Origin of the sequence: Rhizobium phaseoli, assembly GCF_003985125.1 — a bacterium.
GTDB classification, from domain to species: domain Bacteria; phylum Pseudomonadota; class Alphaproteobacteria; order Rhizobiales; family Rhizobiaceae; genus Rhizobium; species Rhizobium phaseoli.
This window is the reverse complement of record NZ_ML133596.1, coordinates 28229-46664: the sequence shown is the minus strand read 5'-3', so window position 1 is coordinate 46664 and position 18436 is coordinate 28229. Positions and strand designations below refer to the sequence as shown.

The window sequence follows — 18436 nt, the reverse complement described above, 5'->3', positions numbered from 1 at the left end:
CGTAAAATGCGATTTGACGCAAATCTGACATATCGCCTTCCTTCTTTCGTTCCATCCATCGCTGAGTAAAAGGCAGGCAGCTCGCGCCGCCTCGCATGGCAATCTTCAAAACCCGTGCCATGTGGGCCGATCGAGCCAAAGGAAAGATCTTTTTGTTGGGTTTCAGAAAGTTACTCCGAACCACCACAGGAAACTGCCAAACAAACCTAATGTCGCCGATCAGACAAAGCCGACAGACGGTGTCGTGATGGCATCACTTGCACCGCTAGGTCGACCGCGACTATCAGCAGGACAACGGATCCGAAAACTGGAGACAATCGCACCCAGCTCCCAATCGAAAAATGTTGAAGCTTTCGATCCTGACCTGCCGCTGACGGCGATTAGAGCCTCGGCGGTCTTGAACCGCTCCCAAACGTTGGACCACCGGATGCTAGAGTTTTCCGGCTTCATTCAGGGAGGCGGGCTGGTTGCGCCTCCCGAATTCACCAACGAGATCGGCGCCTTGTTGCCGATCGCACCATGAGGTCTTTCCTCATTGTAGTATCTACGCCAATCCTCCATCTTTTCGCGGGCATCCGCAAGGGTCAGGAACCAATGCTGGTTCAGGCATTCTGCACGGAAGCGGCCATTGAACGCTTCGATGAAAGCATTATCAGTCGGCTTTGAACTCAATCAGAATGTTCGTGATTTGATGGATGTTGCGCGGTCCCGTCTTGAAGACACCAAGGGCGAACTCGATGAAGCCCTCGGCCGAACCGGAATAGGTCCCGTGATTGTCACGTGCATCGGGCCAGTAGGAACTGCGCAGCGCCCTTTCATCGGCGCGGTCTATCCCGCGGCAATACCGATAGAGGCAGTCGCGGAGCGCCTCGCGGTCGAGCAATTCGGTAATTTTTTTGTGTTTCATCGCTTGTCGCACATCTGATATCGGGGCGCTTACCCATCCAGTGACGCAGCCAGCTTTCAACTGCTCGGCTGACGTAAGGAAAAACCCTCCCTCTGCTTAGGCATGCATGTAAACAACTGCCCTTAGAAGTAGACATCAATGGGAGAGCTGCGGGTAAGGTGTTTGGACAGCGACGGCGCCGTCATGCACCAGTCGCGTTGCGTTTCAACCCCCACAATGTTGGTTGAACAAAAGGCGATCGAGCAACGCATCCGAAACGCAATCTATCTCCAGCGCACGTTCAGGGCAGGATCGAGCGCCTCGCGACGCGAACAGTTCGTCCCTCTCCTCGACATCGATTGCACCGGGCAGTATGTATCCCTCGTCGTCAAGATTGAATATTTCGGGCGCTTGGGCCCAGCATCTTGCATGACCTTGGCATTTGGAAGTGTGCACTATGACGCGCATACGGTACTCCATGTCTTTCCTCCTCTCAATTATCAGGACCAGTCCAGGATCAGATTCTCCATTCCAAACACGTGGCCCCCATAGGTGATGGGCGCCGTACCATCCTTGATACGGAAGTCAGGGATGCGCGACAGCCACTCCTCCAGGCCGATGACGATCTCTCGCCGGGCAAGGTGTGATCCAAGACAGCGATGGGGACCGTACGCAAAAGCGGTGTGGCGATTGTCTTCTCGTGCCAAATCGATCGTGTTCGGATTTTCGAATTCCACCGGATCACGATTGGCAATCATCGTGGCGCAGGAAATGTAGTCCCCCTTACGGATCGGCGCGCCTTCGAAATTGATATCTTTCGTCGCCACACGGATCATCTGCACGGTCGAATAGGCGCGAAGCAGTTCTTCGGCTGCGAGCACAATTCGATCCGGTTTGCTCCGCAGCAATTCCTGTTCTGTCGGATTGCGCGCGAGATAGGCCAGGTCAAAGCCGATCGCCGTTGCCACGGTGTCCAGTCCCGCGACGAATAGAAGCACGCCTATTCCATGGATTTCCTGGTCTCTCAACAGGCGGCCGTCGACCTTTGCCTGCACGACGAAGGTCATGAAATCGTCGGCCGGTTCTTTGCGGCGCATCGCTGCAAGTTCATCGATGAACGCCAAAATTGTTCGGGCGGCTGCGGTTCGTCTGATGCCGTCGCCGTGGAGCAGGTCCTTCCCCCAGCCCACGAATGTATTGAGGCGCTCATCGGATAAGCCGAGCAAACGGAGGAAGATACTAACCGCAAAAGGAAAGGCGAAGTCCGTCAAGATGTCGCAGCTTGTGCTCGACGCGGAAATCTTGGAAATCAACGCAATCGCCCGATCACGGACCGCCGGTTCAAGCTCCATTATCCGCCTGGGCGAAAGCAGCGGATTGAGAAGTGAGCGAAACACGCTGTGAGCCGGGGGGTCGAGTTCAAGCGGGATCAGCGGCCAGTTTTCGCCAAGCGCCGAGGCGAAAAGGCTCCGATGGCTGGAAAAGGTTCCGGTGTCCTGCAGCAATTTGCGTTGGTCCTGAGCGCGAACGATGACCCAGGTACCTCGGCCATCGCGCGTATTGCAGGGAGAATAAAAGATTCTCGGTCCATTATGGAGGCAAGCGACAGCTGCGTGCGGATCCCCATTTGGCATGCGCTCCATGCCGGGCGACGTGAACAGGCTGAAGTCCTTCACCATTTCGGGAGGGACATGTTCTGGAACCCTAATGGTAGCCACTGCTTTTCTCCTGTCATCAAAGCCCCTTCGCCGAGAACGAATTCTCCTCGGAGAGGGAGCGAGCAAAATCGTTGAGCGCCAGATTTCCAATCTCAGCAGCGCGAGGCGCCAATGACATGCGATGCAGCGATCAGATCGCCGTGCGGCTCGAAATCCACGCTGCTTTGTTGGCCGAAGTCGAAATTTCTTGGATGCCTCGCCCGCCCTTCCGGTCGACATCGGATTTTCACGGGTACCTCTCTTCCGGTAAATGCGTTCTGAGCACAGATGCATTTTGATTTCCTCCGCTCCATGGCGGTCACCAAAGAAACCGGCCGACAGTCCTTGCCGCCCCGCAAGAAGAACTTCAAAGTTCATGCCAATTTGATTGATTTGGCCGGAAAGAAATTTTTCAATTGCCTTTCAGCGCTTTGGCTCAAGGCAGAACTAAAGATTGGCTGATCAAGGCCGTGTCGCGTATCTAACAAAACCCGACATCAGGTGCCGGATGCCATCTATTCAGGTGCGACTTTTTTCCAGCCACCACAGCCGGGGGCCAGAGACAGCGCGACGAGTAACGAATGTCCTGATGTACTGCGATGCAGTGGGATAGCTTGAGGGTGGGTAGCTTTGAATTGTGGCATCGAGCTAGCGGCGGAATTCCGGGAACAGCTCGAAGCGTGCTACTCCTTTGTCCTGAATGTCAGTTCTACCAGCCCGACGACACCACCCTAAGAGTCGGCGGCAATCTGCCGATTGGGTGTTGCCTGACAGCAATGGGTATGGTGGCCTACCGTCCGCCGAGACGGAAGGCGATGGCCGCAGAAAGCCCGCTCAAGCGGCGGGCCGAAAATGCCGTCCGAAACAAATCCACAAACTACCCTGCCTGGCACGGCAAGAGCGTGGGTACGGAGATTTGATCTGGATCAAATCGCAATCCCGATGAAATTGATAGCCATCAAAGACGCGCTGGAAGAAATAGGGATAGCCGAAGTCGCAACGGCCGCGTGGTCGTCTCGGGCATGTCCGGCATAGGCGGTTTTCGAAGGGATCAGGACATGGACGTCGCACGCAGTGAGGTTCTCGTGATTGGCACTTCCGTCGCTTGCCGTTCCTGCCAGGCGCGGCACGGCGTCGTTTGCGGCGCCTTGTCGGCTGGCCAGCTTAGCGAACTTGGCCGCCACTCGCTGCGCCGCAAGGTCGACGCAGGCTGCGAGATCATTGCACAAGGATCGGAAAACTCTTTCTATTCGAACATCACGCGCGGCGTGGTGAAGCTCTGCAAGGTGATGTCGGACGGGCGCCAGCAGATCGTTGGCCTGCAATTCGCCCCCGATTTCGTCGGCCGCCCCTTCGTGCGCGAAAGCACGCTGTCGGCCGAGGCCGCGACCGATGCGGAGATCTGCGTGTTCCCCCGCAATTTGCTCGAACGCATGATATTGGAGACTAGGGAATTGCAGCGTAGCCTGCACGCTCAGGCGCTGAACGAGCTGGATGCCGCGCGCGAATGGATGCTGACGCTCGGCCGGCGGACCGCCGAGGAGAAGGTCGCAAGCCTGCTCCACCTCATTGCCGCCCACGCCGAGACGGCGACGAGCACTGCCTTCGATCTGCCGCTATCGCGTGCCGAGATTGCCGACTTTCTCGGGCTGACGATCGAAACCGTCAGCCGCCAGTTGACCCGGCTTCGCAAAGAGGGCGTCATCCGCATCGAGAACATCCGGCATATCACCGTGCCCGACATGGATGCGCTCGCAAAGAAAATCAGCGGGTAATTACCACCCGCGTATTGGAAAGGCCAGCCTGGCGCGCCAGCGTAAAGAACTAGGCGGCATTGTCGGGATGCAGACGGACGTGCCGGGCGCTACCACATCGAGCATTCCGGGCGAGAAAACTTCTAGTCCCGGAGCCGCCGGCTTGCAGCTCGGGATAGCCGCCGGGCAGGTGGGTGGCGTCGCCATCGGCGCCGGGCGCCCAGCAGGTCGCCAGCGAGCTGAGCGGTGAGCGGTGAGAGGAACAAAATATCAGCTCCGCGGCGACGTCAGCCGAGCAACAAATGCTCGTAGGCCAAAGGCTACATAGCGCGACCCGGGTGCCGGTCGGCATCAGCCGATCGATATTGGCGGCTGCGAGCTCTTCACGCCCCCAACCTGCGGATATCCGCCATCGTCGTCTTCTGTGACGAAATTATCGGAGCCGTTTGCGTTTCACCATTTTTCGATGCGCGGTCCGAGCCTGGCGCCCCCTTTTTGTCGGACCTCAAACTTTCTTGTGCAGTTTCAAACAAGAAAACGTGCGCGGGTAGACATACGCACGAGCAGAACCTCAAACCTCGTGACCCGCGCCTTCCCGCCGCGACCGGACTGGCGGGCAGTATGCTAAGGTTCTAAAAGGCGGCAGAGAAACCTTGATCGAGATGCGGTCGGAAGTAGCCGAAACAGCGCCCGGCCGTCAGCGCGGCACAACGGCTTCACAATTCGCTCGCCCGCACGAGCAGCGCACGAGTGCGGCGACGAAGGCCCTGTGCTGACCGCAAGTCCATCTCCTTCAGGCCAAATGGCATGACGCTTGCTTGCCCTGGCGTGTGGGCCGAGGTCGGATTCGTGTTAGCCGTGACTGAGAGGCCGCAAATAAATTTTCCTAGAGGAGCTTCATTGATGACCATGGAAAAGCAGGTCCCTATTGTCACCTTTCGCACGCGGGTTCGCGACGAGTCTATATCCGGTCCCAACCCCTACCGCTGGGAAGACAAGACGACCGACGACTATTTCAGCGGTAAGCGGGTAATCCTTTTTTCGCTGCCGGGCGCCTTCACGCCAATCTGCTCCACCTTCCAACTGCCTGATTTCGAAAGTCTTTATGTCGAGTTTAAGAAGAATGGCATTGACGACATCTACTGTCTCTCCGTCAACGATGCCTTCGTCATGAATGCTTGGGGCAAGTCTCAGGGGTTGAAAAATGTCAAGCTTATCCCGGACGGTTCGGGAGAATTCACTCGGAAAATGGGTATGCTCGTCGCCAAGGACAATCTCGGTTTCGGTCTGCGCTCCTGGCGCTACGCTGCCGTGATCAATAATGGCGTCGTGGAGGGGTGGTTCGAGGAAGAAGGCTTTGGCGACAACTGCGCGACCGATCCGTATGGCGTTTCTTCGCCGCAAAACATTTTGAAATGCCTTAAGGCCCCAGCCTTCGTATGAGCATTGAAGCCAACGACCAGCAGCTACGACTTGTCGTGCACACCTGCGCCGAATGATAGGAGTTTTGCTCGAACCATGAAGTCCTTTACAAGCCTTCATCAGCGTCAGCAGCAATCGCTGGTTATTACGCCCCAGCTCATCGCGTCTATTCGCTTGCTGCAGCTGGCGCACACCGAACTGAATCAGTTCGTGGAACAGGAAATCGAGAAGAACCCATTTCTCGACCTGGCGTCGAATGACGGCGGGGCTTCTGGCGTATCGCCAACTGCGGCGGATGATCCAAATATCAGCGCACGCGAAGACCACGTTGATGGACCGGCCAGGACGGACATGCCTGAGCTGTCTAGTCCCTGGAAATCAATCCGTGACACAGGCAACCTTTCGCCGGGGGAAAGGCCTTCCCTGGATGAGTTCGCCGCCTCAACTGAGACATTGCACGAACATGTCGCCCATCAGATCGCCCTCACTGCCTTCACACCCCAGGAGCGGCTGATTGCTGGCGCGCTTGCCGACCATCTGGATGACACTGGGTATCTGCAAGTGAACCTTCTGGAGCTAGCAGAGAGGCTAAATAGCCCTGAGGCTGGAGTGAAGCGGGTTCTTGAGGCTTTGCAGCTATTTGACCCGCCGGGCATATTTGCGCGAAGTCTGGGCGAATGCCTCGAGATTCAGTTGCGCCAACGAGACCGGTTCGACCCGGCCATGGCAGCTCTGGTCGCAAATCTCGAGTTGCTTGCGCGACGCGATTTTCGAGCACTGAAGCGACGTTGCCGGGTCGATGAAGACGACCTTCTCGATATGTTGAACGAAATTCGTGCACTTGACCCAAAGCCTGGAAACCAGTTCCAGTCCGCAAGGTCGGAATCCATCATACCCGACGTCTTCGTCCTACCCTCGCCGGGAGGCGGATGGCACGTCGAGCTTAATCGGGAGATTTTGCCCAAGGTACTGATCAACCAAACCTATTTTGCGCAAGTTACTCGCCTAACCGCCCAAAGCTCGAAAGATCAGTCATTCCTGAACGAATGCTTCCAGAGCGCGAGCTGGTTGGTTCGGAGTCTCGATCAGCGCGCCACGACGATCCTTAAGGTGGCGACCGAAATCGTGCGCCACCAGGATGTCTTTTTGGAAGATGGCATTGCTCATCTTCGCCCTCTCAATCTTAAGACCATCGCTGACGCGATCGACATGCACGAGTCCACTGTAAGTCGGGTAACGTCGAACAAATACATTCTCACGCCCCGCGGCGTGTTCGAGCTCAAGTATTTTTTCACCGTCGCGATCCCGTCCTCACAAGGCGGTGACGCGCACTCGGCCGAAGCTGTGCGCCATCAGATAAGGGCACTTATTGCCGCAGAGACGCTCCATGATGTGCTGTCCGACGATGGCATCGTTGCCAAGCTCAAGGAAACAGGCGTCGACATTGCTCGCCGCACAGTCGCCAAATATCGCGAGGCGATGAACATCCCCTCGTCCGCGCAACGCCGGCGGGAGAAACGGTTTGTACTGGCGGCCGCGGAGGGATAAGTCCTTTGTACCGTAGGTGATGCCCTTTTCCCAAAAACCGCGGAACTGAGGCACATGTGACATTGTGCTTAGTCCTCTCCATGGAGGATCGACTTCATATGGGCTGGCGACCGCAGCCTCGTCACGGGAGCTTCAAAAGTTGTTCCGGCCGCTTAAGCTGACGTTCCAGAAAAGATTAGATGTCTGTTCCATAGCCCAAGCGCTTAGGGGCTAAGCGGTTAATCACGAAAACTCGTGCAGAATTTTTATGTCGCGCAAGCGACAAATCTAGAAGCAGTTGTCGCCTCCCATTCATTTTCGCCGAACCGCTGGGATTTCGGTGCGGCGGCAACGAGAGCCTCAACCGAAAATGATAGACGGAGATACGCGGGCAGACGTTCTGGAGTTGGCGCGCTTTCGAGATCTCCGATGTTCGACGACGCAGGAATACAACACGCGGGCTGATCGAACTCTTGGCCTTCCTCACCGCTTGGCACGACGCATGCACGGTAATCCGAAAATGCGCCATCGAACAAAAAGGAATCATCCCATGATCAAGCTCACAGAGAATGCCGCCGCCATCATGAACGTAACGCTTTCCCGAGCCGAGCAGGCGGAAGGCTTTCGCATCGCGGTCGAGGCAGGTGGATGCGCCGGCTACAAATACCTGGTGGGGCTAGAAAGCGTCCAGGGCGAGGGCGACGCGGTGATCGAAACAAATGGGGTCAAGGTGTTCGTTGACGCAGACTCGCAAGCACACATCAACGGCATGACGATCGACTTCGTGACGGGACCAGAAACCTCCGGTTTTGTCTTCGACAATCCCAATGCGCACCAGAACTGCACTTGCGGCAAATCCTTCGGCTGATCACCGAGAAAGCGAGAGAGCCATGCGGAATTATTGCGAAAAGGTCATGGTTTCCTTTTTCAATCCGAAGAACGACGGCGTGCAGGAAAATCCCCTCAGCGAGACCGGGGCAGTTTCCTACGGTAGAGGGCCTGAATTGATAATTGGAGTCGATCCAACGGTGGAAGCGTTTCTGGTGACGCCGTCGTCCTTGCGTTCCAACCCAGCGACCGCCTTCTCGCCAGCGCTGGCCGAACTCATAACCCTAAAGCCCGCCGAAGCGCCTCAAACCGTCCGTCAGGAGACAGCAGGCTTTTTAAGCGGTTTGCTGCCGGAGAGAAAGGTCTGCTCATCAACGGATTATCCTGAGGCAGCAAAATTTTTTGGCGGGCATCCGGGCCAGGATTCCAAAGGAGACGCCCCCTCTGCAAGCAGTTCCGCGCCGAGGAAAGGTGAGCGAAGACGCGTGCGTGTCAAGAGGCTTGATTTCATGACCAAGTCGCTCACTTCGCTAGATCTGGCAGTAGACGGACGACACTCGTTCAAGCCGTCGAAGACGTGTCAGCGGTTTATACAATACTGGTCGTCGAAAGCCTCGTTCCGGCAGAGGAGGACGATCAGACCGTCACAACAGAAATCTGAGGCCTGGAGAAATTGGCAGGGTCGAAATGGATGTTGTAGCCGGCAATCGCGTAGGACAGGGTCTAAAAATCGCCGCAGCCTGCAACAGTTCAGTTCTCAGCGACAAGCTAAGCTGGCGACCCATCTAGTTAAGCAGCCGCGGCGAATCCAACCGTTGGAAAAGGCGCGAGCGCACAACGTTCTTCCCTTCCTACTGATGGCGGCTATGCGACGTTATCGATGCCAACAAGATCGCGTGACGCGCCATCGCACGACTCCACCCCGCGCTGCTTGCCCGAGGCTATCAAACAACAGCATGTGCAAGACGCCGCAGCATTGTCACCGCTTCCCCTCAGTCGAGATCCACCCATGAGAGCGATCTATCTCGACAATAATGCAACGACCAGAGTCGATCCTGAAGTGGTTGAAGCCATGCTGCCGTTCTTTGCGGATCAGTTTGGAAACCCTTCGTCGACGCACGCTTTTGGCTCCTCCATCCGCGAGGCGGTGAGGAAGGCGCGCCGGCAATTGCAAGCGCTGATCGGCGCCGAGTTCGATCATGAGATCGTGTTCACCTCGGGGGGGACGGAAAGCGACAATGCGGCGATCCTTTCGGCGCTGGAGGTGATGCCTGAGCGCACAGAGATCGTGACTTCCGCAGTCGAGCATTCAGCGGTGCTGACACTCTGCGGCCATCTGGAGAAGACGCGCGGCATTAAGGTACACAGGATCCCAGTGGATCGACATGGACGTCTCGATCTTGACGCCTATGAGACCGCCCTCACTCATCGTGTAGCGATTGCTTCGATCATGTGGGCGAACAACGAGACGGGAACCATTTTCCCGGTCGCTAAGCTTGCCGAGATGGCCAAGAGAATCGGTGCACTTTTCCACACCGACGCGGTCCAGGCGGTCGGCAAGGTTCCAATGGACCTCCAACCTACTGCAATCGACATGCTTTCGTTGTCCGGACACAAATTCCATGGACCAAAAGGCATTGGTGCACTCTATCTCAGGCGGGGCTTATCTTTCTCCTCACTGATCAAGGGAGGTCATCAGGAGCGCGACCGACGCGCAGGGACAGAAAATACGGCCGGGATTGTCGGTTTAGGCAAGGCTGCCGAACTCGCCCTGAAATCAATAGACGACGAGAGCACCCGATTAAAGTCGCTCCGAGATCGATTGGAGAACGGCATTGTCCAGCGTGTTCCAGGCGCCTTCGTAACCGGCGATAGGCTTAAGAGGTTGCCGAACACGGCGAACATCGCCTTTCAACGTGTCGAAGGAGACAGTATGCTCCTTCTTCTCAACCGCTATGGCATCGCCTGCTCTTCCGGCTCTGCTTGCTCCTCCGGTTCGCTGGAGCCGAGCCATGTCTTGAGGGCAATGGATATCCCTCATGCTATGGCGCACGGAACAATCCGCTTCTCGTTCTCGCGCGATAACTGTGACGAGGATGTCGACCGGGTGCTCGAAGTTTTACCGGGCATCGTTGAAAGGCTCCGGAGCCAATGCCGTTCCGGCCACGTGGCCGACACGAGCAGCCGGGTTCGTTCAGGGGAGTAGGAGCAGGCACGCTCATGAAACGGCAATTCCTTTTCACCGATACGACCTGCATGACGGCACCGGCATCGTATGAACGATCAGGTAAAAGCCGGGGCTCTCAGTCACATAGATCGCCGGTTCACCGCCCATGCGTGTTCGTGGAGGGGGCCCAGCGCCATATCATCTTAATCAATCTCTCGACACCATCGGTGGATCGCATCCGACCACCAGCCTATGCCGACTCCAGTTGCAACGCGACTGCCTTGCGCCTAGCCGCGTCGAACCACGCATTCCGTACGTTGCAGCTTAAGCTACGGGAGAACGATCTCGCGATCACCGCTCACGACCAGGGGGAATCTTATGTGCCGTTGCTCCGCTGACAGCAGTCCCGTCGATGTCAAAGACATCCTCAATCGGCTGAAATCTCTCTCGGCTGCGGAGGAGTTCTTCGCAGCCCTAGGGGTCCCCTATGACCCTAAGGTTCTCGATGTCTCACGACTCCATATCATGAAGCGTATGGGCCAATACCTCGCGGCAGAGGACTTCTCCCATCTCCCAGACCGGGTAATCGCTGCTCGTGCCCGTGCCATACTGGAAAGGGCCTACTGTGATTTCGCGACCTCCGCGCCGCTCTCGCACCGGGTCTTCAAGGTGCTCAAGGACCACAATCCGAACAGACCTGTCACACCCGGCCGCACCGTTGTCCCGTTAGACTCTTTCCTGAAGCCGTTCGAAAAGAAGTGAGCACGGTTGCGACACGACAATGTCGGGAAGCTTACAATTCAGTCATATGCTAGCAACGTCGGAATCGAAGCCATTTCAATGTGATAGAGAACGCCAAACGGTTGGCACGAATGATGCACGCAAGCATGTGTACTGACAAGCCCGCCACCCATAGAGGGAGGGAGTAAGAAACCGCCATGCACATAGTTATCTGTATCAAACAGGTACCGGACTCCGCACAAATACGAGTGCATCCGGTGACGAACACAATCATGCGTCAGGGAGTGCCAACCATCATCAACCCCTATGATCTGTTCGCCCTTGAAGAGGCGCTCCAGTTGCGCGACCGCCATGGCGGCGAGGTGACCGTGCTCACCATGGGGCCGCCCATGGCAGAGGACGCGTTGCGCAAGGCGCTCACCTACGGCGCCGACCGCGCCGTACTCTTGACCGACCGTCATTTTGCCGGCTCCGACACTCTGGCGACCTCGTTTGCTCTTTCGCGAGCCATCGCGAAGATCGGAGAGGCCTTCGGTACGCCCGATATCGTCTTTACGGGCAAACAGACCATCGACGGCGATACCGCCCAGGTTGGGCCTGGCATCGCCAAGCGCCTCGACCTCCTGCAGCTCACCTACGTTGCCAAAATCGTCTCTGTCGACATCAATGGGCGCGAGATTACGGTGGAGCGCCGCTCGGAAGGGGGCACGCAGACGCTGATGAGCAAGCTCCCTTGCCTAATTACAATGCTCGAAGGCACAAACGAAATCCGCCGCGGCTCGCTCGATGACGCGCTACGGGCCGCGCGCAGCCAGATCGTGAAGTGGAATGCGGCCGACGCTGGCATAGAGGACCTCACCAAGTGCGGCCTGCGTGGCTCGCCAACCGTCGTTAAGAGGGTCTTTGCCCCTCCTGAGCGGGCGGAAAAGGCGGAGCAGATCGACACCGCGGAAAAAACACCGCGCGATCTCGCGGAGGAGTTGATCGCTGGGATCTTTTTGCGCCAGCCGGCGCTCGAAAGCGAACTCGCCTTTGACGGCGAATGAAGGCAAGGAGCGACGATGTTGAGCACGAATCGAGAGAGCCCTCCTCCAGCCGCTGGCCGTGCCGCCATGAAGAAAGAGCTGCCCGATCAGTTTAAGGACCATCGGCACGTTTGGGTCTTCATGGAGCTGGAGCGCGATCAGGTGCATCCCGTCTCCTTCGAGCTGCTCGGCGAAGGCCGCAAGCTCGCCGACAAGCTGGGCGTCCAGCTTGCCGGCGTCGTTCTCGGACCACCGGGAGAGGCCACGTGGTTTGCCATCGCCGAGGCTTTTGCTTATGGCGCCGACCTGGCCTACCTCGTCGAGGCCCCACTGCTCGCCGACTACCGAAATGAGCCTTTCACCAAAGCATTGACGGATCTGGTTACTAACTACAAACCGGAAATCCTTCTTTTAGGGGCAACGACGCTCGGGCGCGACCTTGCCGGTTCCGTGGCGACGACCTTGTTGACAGGGCTCACGGCGGATTGCACCGAACTTGATGTGGATGCGGACGGCTCGCTTGCGGCGACCCGGCCGACTTTCGGCGGCTCCTTGCTTTGCACGATCTACACGCTCAACTGCCGGCCGCAGATGGCAACGGTCCGGCCGAGGGTCATGGCCATGCCTCCGCGCGGGAATAATAAGATCGGACGCGTCATTCAACACAAAGTGTCGATGATCGAGGAAGAGATCGTCACTAAGGTCCTCGGTTTCTTGTCCGATGGCCAGTCGGCGACGGCGAATCTCGCCTATGCGGACGTCGTGGTTGCTGGAGGCCTCGGTCTCGGCGCGGTGGAGAACGTGAAGCTTATGAAGAAACTCGCGCGGACGATCGGGGCCGATTATGGCTGTTCGCGCCCCCTCGTCCAAAAGGGCTGGATGCCTGCTGATCGGCAGATCGGCCAAACTGGCAAAACTATCCGGCCGAAGCTTTACATAGCAGCCGGCATTTCCGGCGCCATCCAGCATCGCGTTGGCGTCGAGGGAGCTGATCTTATTTTAGCCATTAACACCGATCCTAACGCGCCGATTTTTGATTTCGCCCACCTCGGCGTCGTCACCGATGCGATCCGTTTACTGCCGTCATTAACGGAACTCTTCACCCATCGACTGTCGCCGCACAGTCGCGATAAGCTTGCAAACTGAGGGCGCCCATGACTGAGGAAAACTTCGACGCCATAGTTATCGGGGCCGGCATGGCCGGAAACGCAGCTGCTTACACGATGTCGAACCGCGGCATGAAGGTGCTGCAGTTGGAGCGTGGCGAGTATCCGGGCTCCAAGAATGTGCAGGGCGCCATCATGTACGCGGACATGCTGGAGAAAATCCTGCCGGATTTCCGGGATGATGCGCCTCTGGAGCGGCACTTAGTCGAGCAGCGCTTCTGGATGATGGACGACTCGTCCCACATCGGTATGCAATACCGGTCGGACGACTTCAACGAGTCGAGACACAATCGCTACACGGTCATTCGCGCCCAATTCGACAAATGGTTTTCACGCAAGGTGCGCGAGGCCGGAGCGACGCTTCTATGCGAGACGACCGTGACGGAACTCGTTCGTGATCCAAAGGGCAAGGTGATTGGCGTTCGCACCGACCGCGCCGGCGACGTGATTCTTGCTGACGTGGTCGTTCTCGCAGAGGGCGTCAATGGGCTGCTCGGCACGCGTGCTGGATTGCGTGACACGCCAAAACCGGAAACTGTCGCGCTCGCCGTCAAGGAAATGCATTTCCTGGCCGAAGAGGTAATTGACCAGCGGTTCGGCCTCCAGGCCAATGAAGGCTGCGTCATCGAGGCAGTTGGCACGATCTCTCGCAACATGGCCGGGCTTGCCTTCCTCTACACCAACAAAGAATCGATCTCGATCGGCATTGGCTGCCTTGTCTCCGAATTCGCGGCAACAATGGAAAGTCCTTATGATCTGCTCGAAAAATTCAAAAGCCATCCGTCGGTAAAGCCGCTGATCGCAGGAGCGGAAGTCAAGGAATATGCGGCGCATCTCATTCCAGAAGGTGGTTACAAGGCAATTCCGCAGCTTTTTGGTGACGGCTGGGTCGTCGTCGGCGACGCGGCACAACTTAATAATGCGGTGCACCGCGAGGGGTCCAACCTCGCCATGACGTCGGGGCGCATCGCCGGCGAAGCAATCGTCCAGATCAAGAATCGCAAAAAGCCGATGGTCAAGGAGAACCTCTCCCTTTACAAGTCGATGCTTGAAAAGTCGTTCGTTATCAAAGACTTGCGGAAATACAAGGACATGCCTGCCCTGCTGCACACCAATTCCCGCAATTTCTTCACGACTTATCCAAGGTTGCTGTCGCAGGCCGCACAGAACTTTGTGCGAGTCGATGGCACCCCGAAGATCGACAAGGAACGGGCGACCACGGGCACCTTCATCAAGGCACGCTCCCGCTGGGGGCTGTTTGGTGACGCGGTTCGCTTGGCGCGCGCGTGGCGATAAAGGAGAGATGAGATGACGGTTGCAGTGACGAACATACGCGTAGAGGACAAGCTTTACCAAAATCGATACGTGGTCGATGCCGGACGCCCGCATATTAGGGTGCGTCCACACGATTGGCCAAGCGTAAATCTGTATGCCCTCACAAGTGTCTGTCCGGCCAAGTGCTACGAATTGAATGACCAGGGCCAAGTGGAGGTTATCGCCGACGGGTGCATGGAGTGCGGCACGTGCCGCGTACTCTGCGAGGCAAGTGGAGATATCGAGTGGAACTATCCGAGAGGCGGTTTCGGCGTTCTCTTCAAGTTCGGATAAAGGTTTGCAACTCCACGATTCAGAACCAACTTGGGTTTGCAGACGGGCGCATCGGAAACTTGCAGAGGTGCGCGTTGCAGATTGGTATTAGAAATTACTATATATACATGCAAGCAAGGGTGATAAGAAACGTTAGACAACCCAAGGCCATATAATGACCCACATGCCCGCCCGACCGGTCGATGGAGCGGAACCCCTATCTGCGCTACCTGCTGGACCTACGCGCCAAGCGGGCACGCAGCGCAGCGGAATCTACGAGATATCAAAGGTACTGACTGCCCCCGCCCGGCTAGAGATTACGCTTGCCAACGTCGTGAACGTCCTCTCTTCCTTTCTGCAGATTCGATGCGGAGCAATCGTTGTTCTAGACGCTGAAGGTCAGCCCGAGATTGCCGCAACTGGCGACATCCCCCCATCCTCTCAATCAGCCGCTCGAGGCGTTATACCTAAGGCCGTAATCGACCATATCGCGACGACCGGTATGCCCTTAATCGTAAAGGATGTCAGCAAGTCCGAATTATTTCAGGCTGAGCCGCAACCGCCTTGGAGCAGCGGCACCGTCCCAATTTCTTTTATTGGCGTTCCGGTAAAAGCCGATAATAAAATACTTGGCACAATATCGATCGATCGCGTCAGGAACGACGCCGCCCCCTTCCCCGCCGACGAGGACGTTCGCTTTCTGACCATGGTCGCCAATCTGGTCAGTCGGACGATCAGGCTTCATCGTTTCCTGAACCTGGAGGGTCGGCGACCTATCGGCGAACAAGAGAGACCGGAGAAGCCGATCATCGCGCAAAGGGGCGCGCCGGGCCGACATCCACCCGTCAAAATCGACGGGATTATCGGGGATAGCCCGGCTCTCCAGCAGGTGGTTGAAACCGTCTCGGTGGTGGCGAGGACGAATTCCACCGTGCTTCTGCGGGGCGAAAGCGGCACCGGCAAGGAATTTTTTGCACAGGCGATCCATGAACTTTCCCCTCGTAAAAACAAGCCGTTCGTCAAATTGAACTGCGCCGCGCTGCCCGAAGGCGTCCTGGAATCGGAGCTGTTTGGGCATGAAAAAGGGGCTTTCACCGGGGCCATCGCGCAGCGCGCCGGACGCTTCGAACTGGCAAATGGCGGAACGCTTCTACTTGACGAGATTGGCGAGATTTCGCCCGCCTTTCAAGCCAAACTGCTGCGCGTCCTGCAGGAAGGCGAACTGGAGAGGGTGGGCGGAACCAAGACGCTTGCGGTCGACGTCCGGCTCATATGCGCCACGAATAAGAACCTCGAGATGGCTGTTGCAAACGCCGAATTCAGGGCCGACCTGTATTACCGCATCAGCGTAGTTCCAATTGTCCTGCCGCCGCTTCGAGAGCGACCCGGCGATATTCCACGCCTTGCGAACGCTCTTCTTGACCGATTCAACAAGGAGAACCAACGCGAGCTGACGTTTTCGTCGTCGGCGATCGAGGTGATGTCGCAATGCTATTTCCCAGGTAACGTCCGGGAACTCGAAAACTGCGTGCGAAGGACTGCCACCCTTGCGCGTTCAAGCTCGATCGTTTCGTCTGATTTTGCCTGCAAGAACAGCCAGTGCCTTTCGTCGCTCCTCTGGAAAACCGACGGGTCGCCCGGCGGCATCACCGTCGATGGGCATGCCCGGAGCAATGTGATGCCGACTTCATCGCCGCGCTCGGGCGGGAGCATCGGTGCGTCGGACGAGGTATCTTCCGTCAAGGCTTGTGATCCGCACGGTTCCGGTTGTCCCGCAATGGAGTCGCGCCTCACGCAACGGGACCGGTTGATCGAGGCGATGGAAAAGGCCGGATGGGTTCAGGCCAAAGCGGCTCGTATTCTCGGCCTTACGCCTCGTCAGGTCGGCTATGCTCTACGCCAGCATCGCATCGAGGTGAAAAAGCTTTAAGCGCCTGGGTGATGTTGGACCTTCTCGATCTCCAATGCCTGGTTTGGTGGCTTACGGACAACTCTTTTGTCGACTGTCGGAAGCTTGACAAGTCTGTGTCCGAACACGGTCGGAATCGGGCAATAAATGCAAATTCTTAAAGCAAATCCCGTCCTTGGGATGGCATGGCTTTTGCGTTTTGAAAGGCGACGTCAACTAGCAACGGAGCACTCAATGTCCGCACCGATGATTTCGCTTGAAAGTGCGACCAGCACGACATCCTTGGATCAATTGCTGGCGACCGCGAAACCGAGTGGCTGCACATCCTCGTCATGTGGCGTGTCCACAAAACCGGCCGACGTGGACCAGGCTATCTGGGCGAAGATCAAAAACCACCCCTGCTATTCAGAAGAGGCTCACCATTATTTCGCGCGCATGCATGTCGCGGTCGCACCAGCCTGCAATATCCAGTGCAACTATTGCAATCGTAAATATGACTGCGCCAACGAAAGCCGCCCTGGGGTCGTCTCGGAAAAGTTGACGCCAGACCAGGCGCTGCGCAAGGTCATTGCCGTCGCCAACGAAGTGCCGCAGCTTTCCGTGCTGGGTGTCGCCGGACCGGGCGATGCCTGTTACGACTGGAAGAAGACAAAGGAAACGTTCGAACGAGTTGCGGGGGAGATCCACGACATCAAGCTGTGCATCTCCACCAACGGGCTTGCGCTGCCGGATCACGTCGCCGAACTTGTCGACATGAATGTCGATCACGTGACAATTACGATCAACATGGTTGACCCTGAAATCGGCGCAAAGATCTATCCCTGGATCTTTTACCGCAACCGTCGTTACACCGGCATCGAAGCTGCGAGAATTCTGCACGAGCGGCAAATGGTGGGCCTGGAGATGCTGACCGCGTGCGGCATCATCACCAAAGTCAATTCGGTGATGATTCCTGGTGTCAACGACGAACACCTGGTCGAGGTAAATAAATGGGTCAAGGAGCGGGGGGCGTTCCTGCACAACGTCATGCCGCTTATTTCCGATCCGGCCCATGGCACCTACTACGGCTTGACCGGACAGCGCGGCCCGCGGGCGCTCGAATTGAAGGCGCTCCAGGATCGTCTCGAAGGCGGCGCAAAGCTAATGCGCCATTGCCGGCAGTGTAGGGCCGATGCCGTCGGCCTGCTTGGGGATGATCGGGGCCAGGAGTTCGCACTCGACCAGCTTCCCGGAGAGATCACCTATGACGCCCGTAAGCGCGAGGCCTATCGGGAAGTGATCGCCCGCGAACGCGGCGATCACGCGACCGCCAAGAGCGAGGCAATCGAGACAGTCAAAGCAGCCGGCGATGGGTCCCTCCACGTCGCGGTCGCGACAAAGGGTGGCGGTCGCATCAACGAGCACTTCGGCCATGCGAAGGAGTTCCAAGTATACGAAGCTTCGTCGAGAGGCATCACCTACGTCGGGCATCGCAAGATCGAACAGTATTGCCTCGGAGGCAGGGGCGAGGAAGCCACCCTCGACGGCATCATAACTGCGCTGGTCGGTATTGACGTCGTGCTATGCGCCAAGATCGGGGAGTGCCCTAAGACTAAGCTCATGGAGGCCGGGGTTCGGGCAACGGATGCTTATTGCTATGACTACATCGAGACCGCCATCGGCACCCTCTACGCCGCCAAGTTTGGCGTCGAACCACAAGCGGCGACGGCGTGAGCGCTCTTAATCCA

15 protein-coding genes and 3 pseudogenes are annotated in these 18436 nt (G+C 57.3%); 13 read left to right on the top strand and 5 right to left on the bottom strand.

What is annotated here, in order from left to right:
• Positions 1-450 precede the first annotated feature (450 nt).
• The 4 genes and pseudogenes from EFD56_RS29630 to EFD56_RS29615 all read right to left on the bottom strand — a co-directional run.
• A pseudogene (locus EFD56_RS29630) lies at positions 451-663 on the bottom strand (integrase core domain-containing protein); the annotation flags it as partial.
• 1 nt (position 664) lies between these two features.
• Positions 665-907, bottom strand: a pseudogene (locus tag EFD56_RS29625) (nuclear transport factor 2 family protein); the annotation flags it as partial.
• A gap of 204 nt (positions 908-1111) precedes the next feature.
• Positions 1112-1366: a ferredoxin gene (locus EFD56_RS29620; protein ID WP_004678571.1), complete on the bottom strand. Its 255-nt coding sequence runs from the start codon at positions 1364-1366 to the stop codon at positions 1112-1114.
• A gap of 20 nt (positions 1367-1386) precedes the next feature.
• Entirely contained in the window at positions 1387-2565 is a 1179-nt protein-coding gene (locus EFD56_RS29615) for a cytochrome P450 (protein ID WP_010009913.1), read from the bottom strand.
• Positions 2566-2871: 306 nt separating this feature from the next.
• On the opposite strand from EFD56_RS29615, the gene EFD56_RS32835 reads away from it, so the two are divergent.
• On the top strand, positions 2872-3045 hold the full coding sequence (locus tag EFD56_RS32835) for a hypothetical protein (RefSeq protein ID WP_010009909.1): 174 nt from the start codon (positions 2872-2874) through the stop codon (positions 3043-3045).
• Between the two features lie 596 nt (positions 3046-3641).
• The gene (locus tag EFD56_RS29610) at positions 3642-4358 is read left to right on the top strand and encodes a Crp/Fnr family transcriptional regulator (protein ID WP_010009905.1); all 717 of its coding nucleotides are present in this window, start codon (positions 3642-3644) and stop codon (positions 4356-4358) included.
• Here the strand turns inward: EFD56_RS29610 and EFD56_RS29605 are convergent.
• Positions 4348-4437 (bottom strand): annotated as a pseudogene (locus EFD56_RS29605) (L,D-transpeptidase); the annotation flags it as partial. The gene EFD56_RS29610 and the pseudogene EFD56_RS29605 sit on opposite strands and share 11 nt — an antisense overlap.
• Positions 4438-5240: 803 nt before the next feature.
• On the opposite strand from EFD56_RS29605, the gene EFD56_RS29600 reads away from it, so the two are divergent.
• The 11 genes from EFD56_RS29600 (at position 5241) to nifB (ending at position 18422) form a co-directional block, all read left to right on the top strand.
• Positions 5241-5780, top strand: coding sequence for a peroxiredoxin (locus tag EFD56_RS29600; RefSeq protein ID WP_004678566.1), 540 nt, complete (start codon positions 5241-5243; stop codon positions 5778-5780).
• A gap of 75 nt (positions 5781-5855) precedes the next feature.
• Positions 5856-7307 carry an RNA polymerase factor sigma-54 gene (gene rpoN, locus EFD56_RS29595; protein WP_011053429.1) on the top strand — a complete coding sequence of 484 codons (1452 nt, stop codon included), beginning with the start codon at positions 5856-5858 and terminating at the stop codon, positions 7305-7307.
• A gap of 529 nt (positions 7308-7836) precedes the next feature.
• Positions 7837-8154, top strand: a complete 318-nt coding sequence (locus EFD56_RS29585; RefSeq protein WP_004678546.1) for a HesB/IscA family protein — start codon at positions 7837-7839, stop codon at positions 8152-8154.
• Positions 8155-9123: 969 nt separating this feature from the next.
• On the top strand, positions 9124-10320 hold the full coding sequence (gene nifS / locus EFD56_RS29575) for a cysteine desulfurase NifS (RefSeq protein ID WP_012489549.1): 1197 nt from the start codon (positions 9124-9126) through the stop codon (positions 10318-10320).
• A 339-nt stretch (positions 10321-10659) separates the two neighbouring features.
• A complete protein-coding gene (nifW, locus tag EFD56_RS29570) occupies positions 10660-11043 on the top strand; it encodes a nitrogenase stabilizing/protective protein NifW (RefSeq protein WP_008536550.1) in 384 nt (127 codons plus the stop codon).
• Between the two features lie 176 nt (positions 11044-11219).
• Entirely contained in the window at positions 11220-12068 is an 849-nt protein-coding gene (locus EFD56_RS29565; protein ID WP_004678528.1) for an electron transfer flavoprotein subunit beta/FixA family protein, read from the top strand.
• A 15-nt stretch (positions 12069-12083) separates the two neighbouring features.
• Positions 12084-13193, top strand: a complete 1110-nt coding sequence (locus tag EFD56_RS29560; protein WP_008536549.1) for an electron transfer flavoprotein subunit alpha/FixB family protein — start codon at positions 12084-12086, stop codon at positions 13191-13193.
• An 8-nt stretch (positions 13194-13201) separates the two neighbouring features.
• Positions 13202-14509 (top strand): FAD-binding protein, encoded by a 1308-nt coding sequence (locus EFD56_RS29555; RefSeq protein ID WP_008536548.1) that lies wholly within the window; start codon positions 13202-13204, stop codon positions 14507-14509.
• Between the two features lie 12 nt (positions 14510-14521).
• Positions 14522-14821 (top strand): ferredoxin family protein, encoded by a 300-nt coding sequence (locus tag EFD56_RS29550; RefSeq protein WP_004678523.1) that lies wholly within the window; start codon positions 14522-14524, stop codon positions 14819-14821.
• Positions 14822-14984: 163 nt separating this feature from the next.
• The gene (nifA, locus tag EFD56_RS29545; RefSeq protein ID WP_126906970.1) at positions 14985-16730 is read left to right on the top strand and encodes a nif-specific transcriptional activator NifA; all 1746 of its coding nucleotides are present in this window, start codon (positions 14985-14987) and stop codon (positions 16728-16730) included.
• 213 nt (positions 16731-16943) lie between these two features.
• Positions 16944-18422, top strand: a complete 1479-nt coding sequence (nifB, locus tag EFD56_RS29540) for a nitrogenase cofactor biosynthesis protein NifB (RefSeq protein WP_011053432.1) — start codon at positions 16944-16946, stop codon at positions 18420-18422.
• Positions 18423-18436 lie beyond the last annotated feature (14 nt).

Excerpts from the sequence above, each read along its gene's own strand:
- EFD56_RS29620 (WP_004678571.1), bottom strand. The coding sequence starts at position 1,366 with ATGGAGTACCGTATGCGCGTCATAGTGCACACTTCCAAATGCCAAGGT.
- EFD56_RS29615 (WP_010009913.1), bottom strand. The coding sequence starts at position 2,565 with ATGGTGAAGGACTTCAGCCTGTTCACGTCGCCCGGCATGGAGCGCATG.
- EFD56_RS32835 (WP_010009909.1), top strand. The coding sequence starts at position 2,872 with ATGCATTTTGATTTCCTCCGCTCCATGGCGGTCACCAAAGAAACCGGC.
- EFD56_RS29610 (WP_010009905.1), top strand. The coding sequence starts at position 3,642 with ATGGACGTCGCACGCAGTGAGGTTCTCGTGATTGGCACTTCCGTCGCT.
- EFD56_RS29600 (WP_004678566.1), top strand. The coding sequence starts at position 5,241 with ATGACCATGGAAAAGCAGGTCCCTATTGTCACCTTTCGCACGCGGGTT.
- rpoN (WP_011053429.1), top strand. The coding sequence starts at position 5,856 with ATGAAGTCCTTTACAAGCCTTCATCAGCGTCAGCAGCAATCGCTGGTT.
- EFD56_RS29585 (WP_004678546.1), top strand. The coding sequence starts at position 7,837 with ATGATCAAGCTCACAGAGAATGCCGCCGCCATCATGAACGTAACGCTT.
- nifS (WP_012489549.1), top strand. The coding sequence starts at position 9,124 with ATGAGAGCGATCTATCTCGACAATAATGCAACGACCAGAGTCGATCCT.
- nifW (WP_008536550.1), top strand. The coding sequence starts at position 10,660 with ATGTGCCGTTGCTCCGCTGACAGCAGTCCCGTCGATGTCAAAGACATC.
- EFD56_RS29565 (WP_004678528.1), top strand. The coding sequence starts at position 11,220 with ATGCACATAGTTATCTGTATCAAACAGGTACCGGACTCCGCACAAATA.
- EFD56_RS29560 (WP_008536549.1), top strand. The coding sequence starts at position 12,084 with ATGTTGAGCACGAATCGAGAGAGCCCTCCTCCAGCCGCTGGCCGTGCC.
- EFD56_RS29555 (WP_008536548.1), top strand. The coding sequence starts at position 13,202 with ATGACTGAGGAAAACTTCGACGCCATAGTTATCGGGGCCGGCATGGCC.
- EFD56_RS29550 (WP_004678523.1), top strand. The coding sequence starts at position 14,522 with ATGACGGTTGCAGTGACGAACATACGCGTAGAGGACAAGCTTTACCAA.
- nifA (WP_126906970.1), top strand. The coding sequence starts at position 14,985 with ATGCCCGCCCGACCGGTCGATGGAGCGGAACCCCTATCTGCGCTACCT.
- nifB (WP_011053432.1), top strand. The coding sequence starts at position 16,944 with ATGTCCGCACCGATGATTTCGCTTGAAAGTGCGACCAGCACGACATCC.